Source organism: Pseudomonas moorei (assembly GCF_008801475.1).
In the GTDB taxonomy this organism is placed as follows: domain Bacteria; phylum Pseudomonadota; class Gammaproteobacteria; order Pseudomonadales; family Pseudomonadaceae; genus Aquipseudomonas; species Aquipseudomonas moorei.
The window spans coordinates 223,841-239,396 of sequence record NZ_VZPP01000009.1 but is presented as its reverse complement, the minus strand read 5'-3'; the positions used below and the strand labels follow the sequence as shown (position 1 = coordinate 239,396).

The 15,556-nt window shown below is 60.7% G+C and carries 13 protein-coding genes and 1 pseudogene; 4 read left to right on the top strand and 10 right to left on the bottom strand.

Going from position 1 to position 15,556, the window contains the following annotated elements:
* Positions 1-23: 23 nt before the first annotated feature.
* The 6 genes and pseudogenes from araD1 to F7R06_RS19055 form a co-directional block, all read right to left on the bottom strand.
* A complete protein-coding gene (gene araD1, locus F7R06_RS19080) occupies positions 24-1,019 on the bottom strand; it encodes an AraD1 family protein (protein WP_090317591.1) in 996 nt (331 codons plus the stop codon).
* Positions 1,020-1,072: 53 nt separating this feature from the next.
* The gene (locus F7R06_RS19075) at positions 1,073-2,248 is read right to left on the bottom strand and encodes an L-rhamnonate dehydratase (RefSeq protein ID WP_090317588.1); all 1,176 of its coding nucleotides are present in this window, start codon (positions 2,246-2,248) and stop codon (positions 1,073-1,075) included.
* A 27-nt stretch (positions 2,249-2,275) separates the two neighbouring features.
* Positions 2,276-3,601, bottom strand: coding sequence for an MFS transporter (locus F7R06_RS19070; RefSeq protein WP_090317585.1), 1,326 nt, complete (start codon positions 3,599-3,601; stop codon positions 2,276-2,278).
* Positions 3,602-4,070: 469 nt separating this feature from the next.
* Entirely contained in the window at positions 4,071-5,075 is a 1,005-nt protein-coding gene (locus tag F7R06_RS19065) for a 4-hydroxythreonine-4-phosphate dehydrogenase PdxA (protein WP_090317583.1), read from the bottom strand.
* Complete coding sequence (locus tag F7R06_RS19060) at positions 5,072-6,028, bottom strand: amidohydrolase family protein (protein ID WP_090317580.1); 957 nt, start codon at positions 6,026-6,028, stop codon at positions 5,072-5,074. The genes F7R06_RS19065 and F7R06_RS19060 overlap by 4 nt, the downstream gene beginning before the upstream one ends.
* Positions 6,021-7,360 (bottom strand): annotated as a pseudogene (locus tag F7R06_RS19055) (MFS transporter). The gene F7R06_RS19060 and the pseudogene F7R06_RS19055 overlap by 8 nt, the downstream one beginning before the upstream one ends.
* Positions 7,361-7,811: 451 nt before the next feature.
* Between F7R06_RS19055 and F7R06_RS19050 the strand changes: the two are divergent.
* The 4 genes from F7R06_RS19050 to F7R06_RS19035 all read left to right on the top strand — a co-directional run bounded on the left by F7R06_RS19050 (position 7,812) and on the right by F7R06_RS19035 (position 11,952).
* Entirely contained in the window at positions 7,812-8,828 is a 1,017-nt protein-coding gene (locus F7R06_RS19050; RefSeq protein ID WP_090317577.1) for a Bug family tripartite tricarboxylate transporter substrate binding protein, read from the top strand.
* Between the two features lie 53 nt (positions 8,829-8,881).
* Positions 8,882-9,415 (top strand): tripartite tricarboxylate transporter TctB family protein, encoded by a 534-nt coding sequence (locus F7R06_RS19045; RefSeq protein WP_090317574.1) that lies wholly within the window; start codon positions 8,882-8,884, stop codon positions 9,413-9,415.
* A complete protein-coding gene (locus F7R06_RS19040) occupies positions 9,412-10,941 on the top strand; it encodes a tripartite tricarboxylate transporter permease (protein WP_090317571.1) in 1,530 nt (509 codons plus the stop codon). The genes F7R06_RS19045 and F7R06_RS19040 overlap by 4 nt, the downstream gene beginning before the upstream one ends.
* Positions 10,942-11,010: 69 nt before the next feature.
* Positions 11,011-11,952, top strand: coding sequence for a LysR family transcriptional regulator (locus F7R06_RS19035; RefSeq protein ID WP_090317568.1), 942 nt, complete (start codon positions 11,011-11,013; stop codon positions 11,950-11,952).
* 36 nt (positions 11,953-11,988) lie between these two features.
* On the opposite strand, the gene F7R06_RS19030 is transcribed toward F7R06_RS19035, so the two are convergent.
* The 4 genes from F7R06_RS19030 to cysK all read right to left on the bottom strand — a co-directional run bounded on the left by F7R06_RS19030 (position 11,989) and on the right by cysK (position 15,469).
* Positions 11,989-12,852, bottom strand: coding sequence for a DMT family transporter (locus F7R06_RS19030; RefSeq protein ID WP_090317564.1), 864 nt, complete (start codon positions 12,850-12,852; stop codon positions 11,989-11,991).
* A gap of 97 nt (positions 12,853-12,949) precedes the next feature.
* Positions 12,950-13,114 carry a hypothetical protein gene (locus tag F7R06_RS30785; RefSeq protein ID WP_162842363.1) on the bottom strand — a complete coding sequence of 55 codons (165 nt, stop codon included), beginning with the start codon at positions 13,112-13,114 and terminating at the stop codon, positions 12,950-12,952.
* A gap of 206 nt (positions 13,115-13,320) precedes the next feature.
* The gene (locus F7R06_RS19025; protein ID WP_090317561.1) at positions 13,321-14,259 is read right to left on the bottom strand and encodes an aspartyl/asparaginyl beta-hydroxylase domain-containing protein; all 939 of its coding nucleotides are present in this window, start codon (positions 14,257-14,259) and stop codon (positions 13,321-13,323) included.
* A gap of 235 nt (positions 14,260-14,494) precedes the next feature.
* The gene (gene cysK / locus F7R06_RS19020) at positions 14,495-15,469 is read right to left on the bottom strand and encodes a cysteine synthase A (protein WP_090317558.1); all 975 of its coding nucleotides are present in this window, start codon (positions 15,467-15,469) and stop codon (positions 14,495-14,497) included.
* Positions 15,470-15,556 lie beyond the last annotated feature (87 nt).

Below are 15,556 nucleotides of genomic sequence, written 5' to 3'. Positions count from 1 at the left end.
GATCGATTGCAGACCTGCTGGGGTCAGAGCGTGCGGACCTGGCCGATGGCCAACGGCTTGGCACTTTCGCCAATACCGTTTTCCAGGGGCGCGCCGAACGCGTCGAGGCTGATCTGGAAGCGATCCCCCGGCTGGGTTTTCACCCCGTCGGCAAACGACAGCGTGGCCGTGCCGAAGTAATGCACATGAACATCGCCGGGGCGCAAAAACTGGGCGTATTTGAAGTGGTGGAACTCGAGGTTGGCGAGGCTGTGGCACATGTTGTCCTCGCCACTGAGAAACTCTTGCTCCCAAATCGTTTCGCCGTTGCGCGTGATGCGACTGGTGCCAGCCAGATGCCTGGGCAACTCGCCGACCCGCAGTTCCGGCCCATAGGCGCAGAAACGCAGTTTCGAGTGGGCGAGATACAGGTAGTTGCGGCGCTCCATGACATGGTCGGAAAACTCGTTGCCCAAGGCATAGCCGAGGCGATACGGCTGGCCATCGTCGCCGATCACGTAGAGCCCGGTCAGTTCCGGCTCTTCGCCGGCATCCTCAGCGAACGGCGGCACGGGGAAGTCCGCACCGGGACGCACGACGATGCTGCCGTCGCCCTTGTAGAACCATTCCGGTTGCGCACCGACCTGCCCTGCTGCCGGCTTTCCGCCTTCCAGCCCCCATTTGAAGATACGCATGGTGTCGGTCATACCGGCTTCGACGGCACCGTCGTGCTGGTGCATCTTGTCCCGCGCCGAAGCGCTGCCCAGGTGGGTCAGGCCAGTACCGCTGACGAGGCAATGGGCCGGGTCTTCGTGGTCCAGCGGCGGCAGCACTTTGCCCTGCTGCAACAGTTGCGCGTAGTCAGGGCCCGGCTCGGTGCCGCGCCGGGCGACTTCTTCTTGCAGGCTGCGCTGCGCGCGGATCGCCGCCAATGCCAGTTCACGGGTATTGCGGGTGTCTTTCAACACCTGGACGTGCGAGCCATCGATGACGCCGACCTGGCGCTCACCGAGGGCGTTTTCAAATTGAATCAGGCGCATATCCGGCCTCCAGAAAGTCGTGGACGGCGCCGCCCGTGAGCGGCGCCTTTGAATCATTCGATGATGTTGAAGTCGCTCAGGTACTCATCGGAGATTTCCAGGCCCAGGCCCGGTTTGTGGTCGTCGAGCTGGATGTAGCCGTTGACCGGTTGTGGCTCGCCCTTGAACACGTAATAGAAGAGTTCGTTGCCGACCTCGACGTCGAACACCGGGAAGAACTCGGCCATTGGCGAGGCGGTGGTGGACATGGTCAGGTGGTAGTTGTGCATTTGCCCGGCGTGCGGAATCACCGGCACCGACCAGGCTTCGGCCATGGCGTTGATCTTGCGCGCGGCGGTGATGCCGCCGACGCGGTTGGTGTCGTACTGGATCACGTCGACGGCGCGGCGTTCCAGCAGGTCCTTGAAGCCGTAGGACGTGAACTCGTGTTCGCCGCCGGAGATCGGCATGATCCCCATTTTCTTCAGCTCGATGTAACCCTCGATGTCGTCGGCGATCACCGGCTCCTCGAGCCAGCGCGGTTCGAACTCGGCAAGCTTGGGCAACATGCGGCGGGCGTATTCCAGGGTCCAGCCCATGTAGCATTCGAGCATGATGTCGACGTCAGGGCCGGCCAGCTCACGCAGGGCGCGCACTTGTTCGATGTTGCGACGCATGCCTGCCGGGCCGTCTTTCGGGCCGTAGCCGAAGCGCATTTTCAGCGCGGTGAAACCCTGGCTCAGATAGCCCTGGGCTTCTTCGAGGAACAGGTCGAGATTGTCATTGGCGTAGAGCTTGGAGGCGTAGGTCCAGATCTTTTCCTTGGTGCGACCGCCGAGCAACTTGAACACCGGCTTGTTCACCGCTTTGCCCATGATGTCCCAGATCGCGATGTCGATCGCCGAGATCGCCGCCATGCCGATGCCTTTGCGGCCCCAGGCGTGGCTCTGGCGGTACATTTTCTGCCAGATGTACTCGTTGTCGAACGGGTCTTCGCCAATGGCAATCGGCGCGAGGTAAGTGTCGATGATTTCCTTGGCCACACGTGGTGCCAGGGCGCAGTTACCGATGCCGACAAGACCGGTGTCGGTCTCGACTTCCACCACCAGCCAGCCGTGGAAACGGAACGAGCCCATGGCGTCGCCGCGTTCGAACAGGATGTCGCTGGCGTTGGTGCAGAAGTGCGCTTGTGGCGGGACGACTTTGCCTTTCCACTCGAAAACGCGGGTACGGATCGCTTTGATTTTCATGAATACAGTTCCTTGTTAACGCGGTGATCAGCCAACCTGAGCCGGTGTGAGCTGCGAGGGGGATTTTGGTGTGTGGGTGGTGCGAAGCCGGGACAGCAGGATGGCGCCGAAAATGCCGACCAGGGCCAGGGCGAACATGCCGGCACGAGGGTCTGCAAACGAGGTTTCCATCACGGTTTTCAGGTTCGGCGCGACGAAGCCACCGAGGTTGCCCAGAGAATTGATCAGGGCGATCCCGCCGGCTGCGGCGGCACCGCTGAGGTAGCTGGTGGGAATGGTCCAGAACAGCGGCTGCACCGAGACGAAACCGGCAGCGGCAAAGCAGAACGCAAGGACCACTGGCACCATGCTGGTGCCCAGCGCCGAAGCGGCGATACCCAGGGCGGCCATCGTCAGCATGCACACGGCGAGGCGACGGTGCTGGCCGGTGCGGTCGGCGTAACGGGTGACGATGCGGGTCACGATCAGGGCGCAGATCCACGGGATCGCAGTGATCAGGCCGACGTTCAAACCGACGTGCCCGTCGAGCAACCCGGCGATCCGCGTTGGCAGGTAGAACACCACGCCATACACACTCATCTGGATGGTGAAATAGGCCACGCAGAATTGCAGTACCCGAGGGTTGCGCAAGGCACTGAGGAACCCGTGGGGGCTGCTGTCTTTTTTCTGTGCGTCTTCGTCGGCCAGGGCTTTCTCCAGCGCGAGCTTTTCTTCCACGCTCAACCAGGTGGCCTGGGCCGGACGGTTGACCAGATAGAAGTACGCAGCGATGCCGATCACCGATGCCATCAGGCCTTCGACCACGAACAGCCACTGCCAGTTGGTCAGGCCGAACACGCCATGGAAGTCAAGCAACCAGCCCGACAACGGACTGCCCAGCACCAGTGCCAGTGGCAGGCCGAAGTAGAACAGCCCCAGCGCCTGACCGCGGCTCTGCGCCGGGAACCAGTAGGTGAGATAGAGGATGATCCCGGGGAAGAAGCCCGCCTCGGCCACACCGAGCAGGAAGCGCAAGACGTAGAAGGTTTGAGCGTTGTGAGCGAACATCATCGCCGCCGACACCAGGCCCCAGGTGACCATGATCCGGCACAGCCAGACCTTGGCGCCGAGACGGTGCAGCATGTAGTTGCTCGGCACTTCGAAGAACGCGTAACCGATGAAAAAGATACTCGCACCGAAGGCAAACGCGGCGTCACCCAGCCCGGTGTCCGCCTGCAGGGCCGCTTTGGCGAAGCCGACGTTGGAGCGATCGATGAACGCCAGGATGTACATCAGGATCAGGAACGGCAGCAAGCGCAGCCGGCTTTTGGAGATGGCTCTGGTCAGAGCCAGGGCGGAGTCTGGACGGGTCATGGGCGTGTTCCTTTGCTGCCGGTATGTGCCTTGCGGAAGTGACAAGGCAGGCTTTTTGTAATTGTCATTCGCCTGAATGCAGTGGCCGGAAAGTGACCGGTTGCGTTCATTCGATGGAGCGACTTTAGCCAGCACAAAGGGATGCGGATAATCACTTATGCGTATCCGGCGATAACCTGAGGTGATCGATTCAGGCTGTTTTTGCCAGGATAGGGTTATCAGGCACACACAAAAAACTGTGGGAGCGAGCCTGCTCGCGATGGCGGCCTGACAGTCACATCAAAGACGTCTGTCAGACCGCCATCGCTGGCAAGCCAGCTCCCACAAGTCCGAAGGTATTACTTGATTTTGTGATCGATCCAAAGACCTGTGGGAGCGGGCTTGCCCGCGATGGCGATCTGTCAGGCGGCATAAATATCGACTGACATGCCCTCTTCGCGAGCAGGCTCCACAGGGAAATTGCATTGGGTCAGTAGCGGTTGCCGCCCATCCGGCAGGCAATTTCGAACGCCTGGCGGGTCGCGCCGACGTTGGCCTTGCCCTGCCCTGCGATATCGAACGCGGTGCCATGGGCCGGAGTGGTGATCGGGATCGGCAAGCCACCCTGCACCGTGACGCCACGGGAGAAACCCATCAGCTTGATCGCGATCTGCCCCTGGTCGTGATACATCGTGACGACCGCGTCGAAGGCGTTGGCATCGCCCTGGACCTTGAGGAAAATCGTGTCGCCCGGATACGGGCCTTCCGCCGCGATTCCCTGCGCCTGGGCCGAGCGTACAGCCGGGCCGATGATGTCCAGCTCTTCGCGGCCGAACGAGCCGTTGTCGCCGTTATGCGGGTTCAGCCCGCACACGCCGATGCGCGGTTTTTCCAGGCCGTTGCGCTTGAGTGCGGTATCGATCAGTCGGATCGCTTCCACCACCCGCTCCTGGCTGAGCATGCCCGGGACTTCGGACAGGGCCACATGAGAGGTCACCCGCGAGGTCCAGAGGTTGTCGAGCACGTTGAATTCGCAGAACGGTCCGTGGAAGTCCAGCAACTCGGCGAACCAGTGCAGCTCGTCGTTATGGGCCATGCCGGCCATGTGCAGCGACGTCTTGTTCAGCGGCCCGAACAGCACCGCGTTGGTGGTCCCGGCCTCGGTCAGGCGCAGGGCGATTTCCAGGGTGTCGAGGCTGTAGCGACCGCCGATGACGCTGGCCTCGCAACGTGGAAATTCACCGATGGTGTCCCCGCGAAAATCGTAGAACAGCGGCGTGTCATCGTTGAACTCCAACCGATCCAGAGATTCGACGCGACGATAAGGAAACTCAACCCCGGCAATGCGCATGCCGCGACGCATTTCCGCTTCATCGGCGATCAGTATCACATTGGCCTGGCGACGCACTTCGGGCTCGCCGAGCAAACGTGCGATCAGTTCCGGGCCGATGCCCGCCGGGTCGCCCAGGACCATGGCGATGGTTGTCTTGTTCATGCTTCACTCCTCAAGGGTTCAGTCCACGCCCGGTCAATGGCGCAAGGCTCGCAGCGATAGATGCGCTGCGCGTTGCTGTAGAACAGTCGCTCCTGATCGGCCGTCGGCAGATCGGCGACGATGGATTTGAAACCGCTGTAGATGTCGTCGAACGAGCCACACAGGCTATCGACCGGAAAGTTGCTGGCGAACATCGCCCGATCTGTGCCGAACATGGCGATGATTTCGCGCACGATCCAGGCGTTGTCCTTGGCGCGCCACTTTTGCCCGCCCTGCCCCAACCCGGAAATCTTGACCTGCACGTTGGGCCATTGGGCCAGCCGCGCCATCGCCAGGCGCCAGCCCGCCAGGCCTTCGGCGCTGCGGTCGCTAGGTAAACCGGCATGGTTGAGGATCAGCGTAATGCCGGGAAAATCCCGGGCCAGCCGTTCGGCCTCGTGCAGGTTCCACCAGGGGGTCTGCAAATCGAAATGCAAACCCAAGCCTTCGAGCGCGGCGTAACTGCGGCGCCAGTACTCATCGCTCATCAGGCTGCGCTGATGCCCGACCTGTTCCGGCGACGTTGGTCCGCCGGGCTTGTGCCGCACACTGCGCACGCATTTGAAGGCGGCCTGTTCGGTCAGCACGGCGATGGCGTCGGGCCGGTCCAGCCAGGCTTGCGCGACGATCGCGTTGGGCACGCCGTAGCGAGCCGCCAGTTGCTCGATGAATCGGGTTTCGCCAATCGGGTCCTGCGGGTTCCATTCGGTCTCGACATAGACCGTTTGCACCACCCGGTGAGTACCGGCATCGGCGAAATAATCCTCGGGGAAGTAGCGGCGCTTGATCGCGCTGTAATCGCCGTAGCGGAACGGAATATTGGCCTCTGGCGCCAACCAAGGGTGGTCATTGATCGAAGGGTCCCAAAAGTGATGATGGGCATCGATGATCGGACCGTCCCACAACTTAGTCATGACGCACCTCGTCAAGGCTGATGAACAAGGTAGCCAGCACGAATACCGCCGAACACGCCGCGAAGAAGCCGAGCACCGGGGCAAAGCCGCCGGCCATTTGCACAATCACCCCGACCAGAATCGGCACCGCGATACCGCCGGTACTGCCGGCCATGTTCATCACGCCGCCGATCAGGCCGACCCGCGCCGGTGCCGCCAGCAGCGCCGGGAAGCTCCAGTAGAGACTGCCCCACATCAAGAAAAACGCGGTCATGGCCAACAGCGCCACCGCCGCAAAAGGATTACTCAAGGTCGGCAGCAGCAGGAACGCGCCGAGGGCCACCAGACCGGAAAACGCCAGCAGGCTCTTGACCGCCACACCACGACTGACGCCTCTGCGGATCAAGCCATCGCAGAGAAAACCACCGGTCAACGAACCCAGAGCCCCGCAGATGAAGATCACAAAGGTCGCCGCGCCAATGCCCTTGATATCGAAGCCGCGAGCCTGGGACAGATAACTTGGCCCCCAGGTCAGCAGACCGAAATACACCATTGCCCAACTGGCCCGACCAATCAGCAAACCGCTCAGGGAACGAGCGGCGATGCCCAGGCCCTTGACCGGCGCACGGGCCGCTTCGGCGGCCGGCGTGGCGCGCCCGGCGTTGATCTTCTCGAGCTCCCGGGCATTGACCTGCGGGTGACTGGCCGGGTCATCGCGCAGATAACGCCGCGCCAGCCAGGCCAGTACCAACGTTGCGATGCCGGCGATGACGAATGCCAGGCGCCACGAATCCAGCGAAGCAATCAGATAGGCAATGATCAACCCGCCCAGCGCCACACCAAGCGGGCTGCCGCTGTCCATCAGCACCGCGCCGCGGCTGCGTTCGCTCGGCGCCAGCCACAAGGAAATCAGTTTGCCGCCGGACGGAAACAACGGCGCCTCCGATGCCCCCAGCGCCACACGGGCAAACAGCAGTGACAGTCCACCGGTGGCAAACGCCGCCAACACCTGGAACGTTCCCCACAAACCGGTCGACCAACTGATGACCCGATGCGGCCCGAAGCGATCGATCATCCAGCCACCTGGAATCTGCAGCAGGGCGTAGGCCAGAAAAAACTGCTGAGGATCAGCCCCTGCATGCTGGGCGACAAAGAAAATTCATGGGCAATGGTCGGCATCGCGATCGACAGCGACACCCGATCGATCAGGTTGACCATGGTCAAGGCGAAGATGATCGCGAAAATCCGCCAGCGCACATTGCTGGCCTTGGCGACACCGGTCAGGGGTGCTGTCGCTGACACTGGCTGGACATCTGCGCCGGGCAGATGCAGGGAAGCACTGGGACGAGCCATGGTGCGTACCTCTCATTTATTATTTTTGTGGAGATGCAGACGTTGTGCCGCGTTTGTTGGTGAGCACTATCGAAGGCCCAGCGATAACCGTCTAATCAAAACTTGAAATCGGGCGATAGCCTCGAGTTATGTCATGACCTGCTTTCAACGACCTTTCAACGCTGCCACGCATGCTTTTTTGTAGGAGCGAGCCTGCTCGCGATGGACGTTAACGATAACGCGGGCTTGCTGACGTGACGCGTTGCCCTTGAGTCCATCGTCAAATCGCCGCCCGGAGCCGGCTTGCTCCTACAAAGATCCTGCTTCGTTTGCCGACCTATAACCCCAGGCTATCGGTATATGTATTGTTTTGACTAGACGCGGCGGCGATGGCTTCCCACACTCAGGCCAGGCTTGCGGCTTTACCGCTCAGACAAGCCACTCATAACAACTACAAAAACGAGGCCCTTCCATGCGAAATGCATTCGTCCGTCGCACATCCCGTCTGTTTCTTGGCTGCACACTGATCGCCGCCGGCGCACTCCCCGCTCTCGCTCACGCCGCCTGGCAACCGGACAAGAACGTCGAAATCGTCGTCGCTGGCGGGCCCGGTGGCGGCACCGACCAGCTCGGTCGCCTGATCCAGTCGATCATCACCACCCACAAGCTGCTCGATGTGAATACCATCGTCCTGAACAAGGGCGGCGGCAATGGCGCCGAAGCCTTTCTCGACATGAAGATGAACAAGGGCGATGCCGAAAAACTGGTGATCGGCACCAACAACATCTACCTGTTGCCGCTGGTTTCCAAGCTCGGCTATCAATGGCAAGAGCTGACGCCGATTGCCGCCGTGGCCGAGGATGACTTCATTCTCTGGAGCTACAAAGACGCACCGTGGAAGGACGCCAAAGGCTTCTATGAAGCGGTCAAGGCCGACCCATCAAACCTGCGCATGGGCGGCAGCCAGTCCAAGGACGTCGACCAGACCCTGACCCTGCTGCTCAACCAGACCAACAACAGCAAACTGGTATACATCCCGTTCAAGAGCGGCAGTGAAGCCGCGACTCAACTGGCCGGCAAACACATCGCCGCCAACGTCAACAACCCCAGCGAAAGCATCAGCCAATGGCGCGGCGACCAGGTCGAACCGCTCTGCGTATTCAGTAAGGAGCGCATGAGCTACACCGAGAAAGTCGCTGGCGATAAATCCTGGGCCGACGTGCCGACCTGCCACGAACAGGGCCTTGGCATCGACCAGTACCGCTTCCCGCGCACCGTGTTCATGCCGGGCGACATCACCGCCGAGCAACGCGCCTTCTATGTCGAACTGATGCGCAAAGTCACCCAGACCGATGAGTTCAAGGCGTACGTGAAGCAGAACGCGCTGGTGCCGACCTTCCTCGAAGGTGAGCCACTGACCGCCTACATCGAAAAAGACACCGCCCGCGTCACGCCGGTATTCAAAGAAGCCGGCTGGCTGAAAAACTAAAGTTGTCACGGCCGTTCGCCTGCGGGCGGCCGTCATCTGCTGGAGGTGTGTTCATGTCTCATTCTTCGAATTCACCGGCGCTGGTCGGCACCCGCTGGGTCGAACTCGGCCTGGCGGTGTTCACCGCCCTGATCGGCGCGGTGGTGATGTTCGGCAGCGTCGAACAAGGTATCGGCTGGGGCGATGCCGGCCCCGAGCCGGGTTACTTTCCGTTCTACATCGGCCTGATGCTGAGCGCCGCGAGCGTGGCCAACGGCGTGTTGACCCTGGTGCGCTGGCAAGCCCTGAGCATTGCATTCGTCAGCCGCAGCGCGTTCAAGCAAGTGCTGTCGGTGTTCGTGCCCATCGCCCTGTTCGTTGGCGCGATGCCGTTCACGGGTATTTATGTCGCTTCGGCCTGTTTCATCGCTTGGTTCATGTGGCGTGACAAGGTCCGCGCCAAGCCTTACGGCAAGTGGATGATCGGCACGGTTTCCCTGGGCGCGGTGCTGGCCAGCTACCTGATTTTCGCACTGTGGTTCAAGGTGCCCCTGGATGCCGGTCCCATGGGCGACTGGATTGCCCTGGCCGGGAGAAATTTCAAATGAGCGAATTCGATTCCCTGCTGCAAGGCATGAACCTGATCCTGACCCCGGGCCATATCGGCCTGATGGTGATCGGCGTGTTGCTGGGCATTCTGGTCGGCGTGTTGCCCGGTCTCGGCGCCCCCAATGGCGTGGCGCTGTTGTTGCCACTGACGTTCACCATGTCGCCGGTGTCGGCGATCATTTTGCTGTCGTGCATGTATTGGGGCGCGTTGTTCGGTGGCTCGATCACCTCGATCCTGTTCAACATTCCCGGCGAGCCCTCATCGGTGGCGACCACCTTCGACGGCTACCCGATGGCCCGTGAAGGTCGCGCCGCCGAAGCCTTGACCGCCGCGTTCAGCTCGGCCCTGATCGGTGCCCTGTGCGGGGTGTTGCTGCTGACCTTCCTCTCGACCAGGATCGCCGCGTTCGCCATGTCGTTCAGTTCGCCGGAGTTCTTCGCGGTGTACCTGTTGGCGTTCTGTACCTTCATCGGCATGAGCAAGAACCCACCGCTGAAAACCGTGGTGGCGATGATGATCGGCTTCGCCATGGCGGCGGTCGGCATGGACACCGTGTCCGGCAACCTGCGCCTGACGTTCGATCAGCCGATTTTGATGACCGGCATCAGCTTCGAAGTCGCGGTGATCGGCCTGTTCGGCATCGGTGAAATTCTCTGCACCGTGGAAGAGGGCCTGGTGTTCCGTGGCGAACACGCGCGCATCACGCCGATGGTGATCCTGCGCACCTGGGCCAAGTTGCCCCGCTACTGGTGGACCATTGTGCGCAGCACCCTGGTCGGTTGCTGGATGGGCATCACGCCTGGCGGACCGACAGCCGCCTCGTTCATGAGCTACAGCCTGGCGCGGCGCTTCTCGAAGAACCGCGACAACTTCGGCAAAGGCGAAATCGAAGGCGTGATCGCCCCGGAGACCGCCGACCATGCCGCCGGCACCAGCGCCCTGCTGCCGATGCTGACCCTGGGCATTCCCGGTTCGGCGACCGCGGCGGTGATGCTTGGCGGCTTGATGATCTGGGGCCTGCACCCCGGCCCGACGCTGTTCGTCGAGCAGCACGATTTTGTCTGGGGCCTGATCGCCAGCATGTACCTGGGCAACGTGGTGAGCCTGATCGTGGTGCTGGCCACTGTGCCGCTGTTCGCCTCGATCCTGCGCATTCCGTTTTCGATCATTGCGCCGATCATCATCATGGTCTGCGCCATCGGTGCCTACTCGGTGCACAACTCGTTCTTCGACGTGGTGCTGATGCTGGGCTTCGGCGCACTGGGGTATCTGTTCAAGAAACTCGGCTACCCGATCGCACCGCTGGTGCTGGCGGCGGTACTGGGCGACAAGGCTGAAGATGCATTCCGTCAGTCGATGCTGTTCTCAGACGGCCACCTGGGGATTTTCTGGTCCAACCCGCTGGTGGGCAGCCTGACCACGGCAGCGCTGTTGATGCTGTTCTGGCCGCTGATTTCCAAGGCATTCGGAACCCTGATGGGCCTGCGCAAAACCCATGTCGCCAAAGCAAAATCGGTGCTGTGACACAGCAATGCTGGCAACGCCTGACATTTGTTGTCAGGCTTGCCGCAGTCTTTTTTGCGAGTGCGGCCCATGACCCGAATTCCTGATGCCAATGTAATCCACAGTCGTCTGCGTCTGCGCCAACTGCGGCTGATGCTGGCGTTGCAGGAATTCGGTTCGTTGCGCCGCGCCGCCGATCACATCGGCATGACTCAACCGGCAGCGACCAAAATGCTGCACGAAGCCGAAGACCTGCTCGGCGTCGAACTCTTCGAGCGTTTGCCCCGGGGCATGCGCTCTACCCCGTTCGGAGAAACCGTCATCTACTACGCGCGCATGGTGTTCGCCGAGCTCAGCGGCATGCGCGAAGAACTGGTCGCGCTCGAATCCGGCAACCTGGGCCGCGTCGCGGTCGGCGCCATTCCGGCACTGGCCTCGGGACTCTTGACCCGCACCATCGCGACCCTGAAACAAAGCCACCCCCGGTTGTCCATGAGCATCCAGGTCGACACCAGCGACGTACTGGTGCAGGCGTTGTTGCAGGATCAACTGGACATCGTGCTGGGGCGGATTCCGGCCGGAGCGCGGGCTGAAGAGTTGCTGTTCGACAGCCTCGGCGAAGAGGCCTTGTGCGTGATCTCCGGTGCGCAGAATCCACTGGCGAAAGCCACGCAACTGAGCTGGGCCGAACTGCAAAACATGACATGGGTGCTGCAACAACACCCAAGCCCGATGCGCGCAATCATCAATCAAGTGTTCCACAACGCCCGGGTCGACATTCCCAGCAGCATCGTCGAAACCACCTCGATCATGACGTTGCTGTCCCTGATCCAGCAGACCGACATGCTCGGCGTCACGCCGGTGTCCGTGGTCGAAGACTATCCCGGCCGCGATCTGCTGGCAGTGCTGCCGATCAAGTTCGAGGCGCGGCTGCCACCCTATGGATTGATCACCCGACGGCATCGCATTCAGTCATCGGCGATGCAGGCGTTCATGAATTCGGTGCGGGCGGAGCATGCGCTGGCCAAATGAAAAAGGCCCGGAGCAACACTCCGGGCCTGCTCATATTTACGCCGTCTTACGGAACACAAACACCAAACCGACAATGATCAGCAACATGCCGAGCATGCTCAGCGGTGCCAGGCGGTTACCGAAAAACAGATAGTCCATCACCGCCGTCACCGCCGGCACCAGGTAAAACAAACTAGTGACGTTCACCAGATTGCCCCGGGCGATCAAGCGGTAGAGCAGCAACGTTGCCAATACCGAGACCACCAGGCCCATCCACAACACTGGCACGATGAACCCGCTGCTGTGCTCGAAGTGGAACGGCTGGAACGGCACAAAGACCCCGCAGAGCAGTAATCCGGCGAGGTACTGCACCGGCAGCGTGCCGAGGGGATTATCGGTGATGCGCTTTTGCATGATCGAGCCGAAGGTCATGCTCACCAGCGCCAGCAACCCGAAGAGCATCCCGGCCAGCGACATGCCGGCCAGGCCGATGCCCTGGTAGACCACCATGATCAACCCGGCGAGACCAAGCGACAGGCCGAACATCCGGCTGGCCGAGCGCTGACGCTCCATGATCACTACGGTGAGAATGGGTTGCACGCCCATGATGGTCGCCATCACCCCTGGGGTGACTTTCAAGTCCAGAGCCAGCAGATAGAAAATCTGATAAGCCCCCAACAACACCACCCCGGTGGCCATGGCATACAGCATCGGCTTGCCGCCCTTGGGCAACTTCAGTTGGAGCAAGGGCACCAGCAGGATCAAGCCGCACAAGGCAATGACAAAGCGCATGAACAGAAAGGCAAAGGGCGATGCGTGAGCCAACCCCCATTTGGAGAAGATCGCCCCGCTGCTCCACAGCAGGACGAACAGACTCGTGGAAACCGCCGCGAGCGCGGACTTTTTCGAAAGGACAAACATGAATACCACCTGTAGTCAGGCAAAAAGCCAATTCAGCCGTAGCTGAAATTCAGTTGTTTTTTTCAGGCAGGCACAGGGGAGCAGCAGAAAACGCTGATCAGCCCGAAATGCCAACACCTGGCGGCGAGACCACCGCGCACACTGGCGTGCGACTGACAGGAGGGGGGTAATGACTGATCTGCCCCGGCTGCTGATTCCCGCACGGCACGACGCCAGCGTTGACCGCTGAATCGACTACCGCGTTGATGAGGGATGCAGGCATGGGCCGATCTTTTCTTGAGGGGTGAACATGTGAGTGCTGAAACTCACGGTGCGCCGACTATAACCAGCGCGAGACATCAATTGCAATAAGTTGCGTTGAAGGTAAAGCGTCGAGGTTGTCGTCCGAACCTCTTGGATTTTTCCACTTGGTATTGGTGAAACGAGCGATCCCTGCAGGAGCCGATTTGCCGGCTCCTGCAGGATTATTCAACCAAACAGCCAATACCCCAACAATGTCAGCACCACCACCGCCAATACCGGGCGCAGTACTCGGTAGGCCTTGGGGTTGCGGCGCTTCCACTGCTTAACCGCACCGCTGAATTTGTCACTGAAGTTCTTGCTCCAGGCGTAGGCCTGGTTGATCCCGCCGACGCGCTCGTCGTCAAGGTTCTGCGGCGCGGTTGCCCGCCCCAGCAAGCCGCTGACCGAACGGTTGATACGGGTCATCAGACGGTTGCTCAGCGGTCGTTCGATGTCGCAGAACAGGATGACGCGAGTCTTCTCGGTTTCGTTCTTGACCCAGTGCACGTAGGTTTCATCGAACATCACGTCTTCACCGTCGCGCCAGGCGTACACCTGACCGTCAACAAAAATGCGGCAATCGTCGGAGTTCGGCGTGGACAGGCCGAGGTGATAACGCAGGGAACCGGCGAACGGGTCGCGATGCGGATTGAGGTGACTGCCGCCCGGCAACAGCGCAAACATCGCGCCCTTGACGTTGGGAATGCGACTGACCAGCTCCACGGTTTTCGGACACAGGAGTTCGGCCGACGGCAATGGCTTGTCGTACCACTTGAGGTAGAAACGCTTCCAGCCTTTTTTGAAGAACGAACCGAAACCGGCGTCGTTGTTCTTCTCGGCGGCACGAATGTAGCCCTCGTCGAACAGGTGCATCGCTTCGTCGCGAATGACTTCCCAGTTGTCCTTGAGCACATCCAGTTCAGGGAACTTGCTGCGATCCAGGTAAGGTTTCGACGGCACGCCGGAGAACAGGTACATCAGGGCGTTGTAGGGTGCGAACAGCGCCGAATGATTGACGAACTGACGCAACACCGGCAACCGTGCCTTGCCACGCAAATGCACATAGAGGGTGCTACCCAGAAACAGCAGCAACAATGACGCTTTCGCGGCAAAGGAAAAGGTCATCAACAACTCCTTGGAAATAGACACTTTTGCACAACGCCCTTCACCCGGCGCGGCAGTCGGCATGATAAACATTACCGACCTCGGTAAACACCCGCGGGATTCGACATTCAGTGTTTAGGATTGCGCAATAAATGCCTTATTTAGCACAAGCCACTTGAACATTCGCTGACCTGAATCAGCCTCCCGCGATGTCAGGAAGCGCGTCCCTGCGGCACAACCATCCGGCGCCAGGCTGTTACTGCTGATTTTCCTGCTCGGTGAACAGATCGCTGAACAGCATGCTCGACAGGTAACGCTCACCGGAATCCGGCAGGATCACCACAATGGTCTTGCCCTGCATTTCCGGGGTTTCGGCCAACCGGACGGCCACCGCCATCGCGGCTCCGCAGGAAATTCCGCACAAAATCCCTTCTTCCTGCATCAAGCGCAGGGCCATGGCCTTGGATTCCTCATCGCTGACCAACTCCACCCGGTCGACCATTGACAGGTCCAGGTTCTTCGGCACAAAACCGGCACCAATGCCCTGGATCTTGTGCGGGCTCGGCTTGATCTCTTCACCGGCCAGCGCCTGGCTGATCACCGGCGACACCACCGGCTCAACCGCGACCGAGATGATCGGTTTGCCCTGGGTATTCTTGATGTACCGCGAAACGCCGGTGATGGTTCCACCGGTTCCGACGCCTGCCACCAACACATCGACAGCGCCGTCGGTATCGTTCCAGATTTCCGGGCCGGTGGTTTTTTCATGGATGGCCGGGTTGGCCGGGTTTTCGAACTGCGCCGGCATGAAATATTTCGACGGATCGCTAGCCACTATTTCGCCAGCTTTCTCGATGGCGCCTTTCATGCCCTTGGCGGGCTCGGTCAGCACCAGTTCGGCACCCAGCGCCTTGAGCACCTTGCGACGCTCGATACTCATGGACGCCGGCATGGTCAGCATCAATTTATAGCCACGGGCCGCGGCAACGAAGGCCAGGCCAATGCCGGTGTTACCGGAGGTCGGTTCGACGATGGTCATGCCAGGCTTGAGTTTGCCGGTGCTTTCGGCGTCCCAGATCATGTTCGCGCCAATGCGGCACTTGACCGAATAACCGGGGTTGCGCCCTTCGATCTTGGCCAGAATGGTCACACCGCGCGGGGCGATACGGTTGATCTGTACCAGCGGCGTATTGCCGATGGAATGGGCGTTGTCAGCGAAAATGCGGCTCATGACTGGGTCCTTACTACAGCATTTGGATAAGCGCACAAAGGTATGCCTGTTGGTCGTGGGCGTCCAGTCAGGCGAACGTCCGCGGGC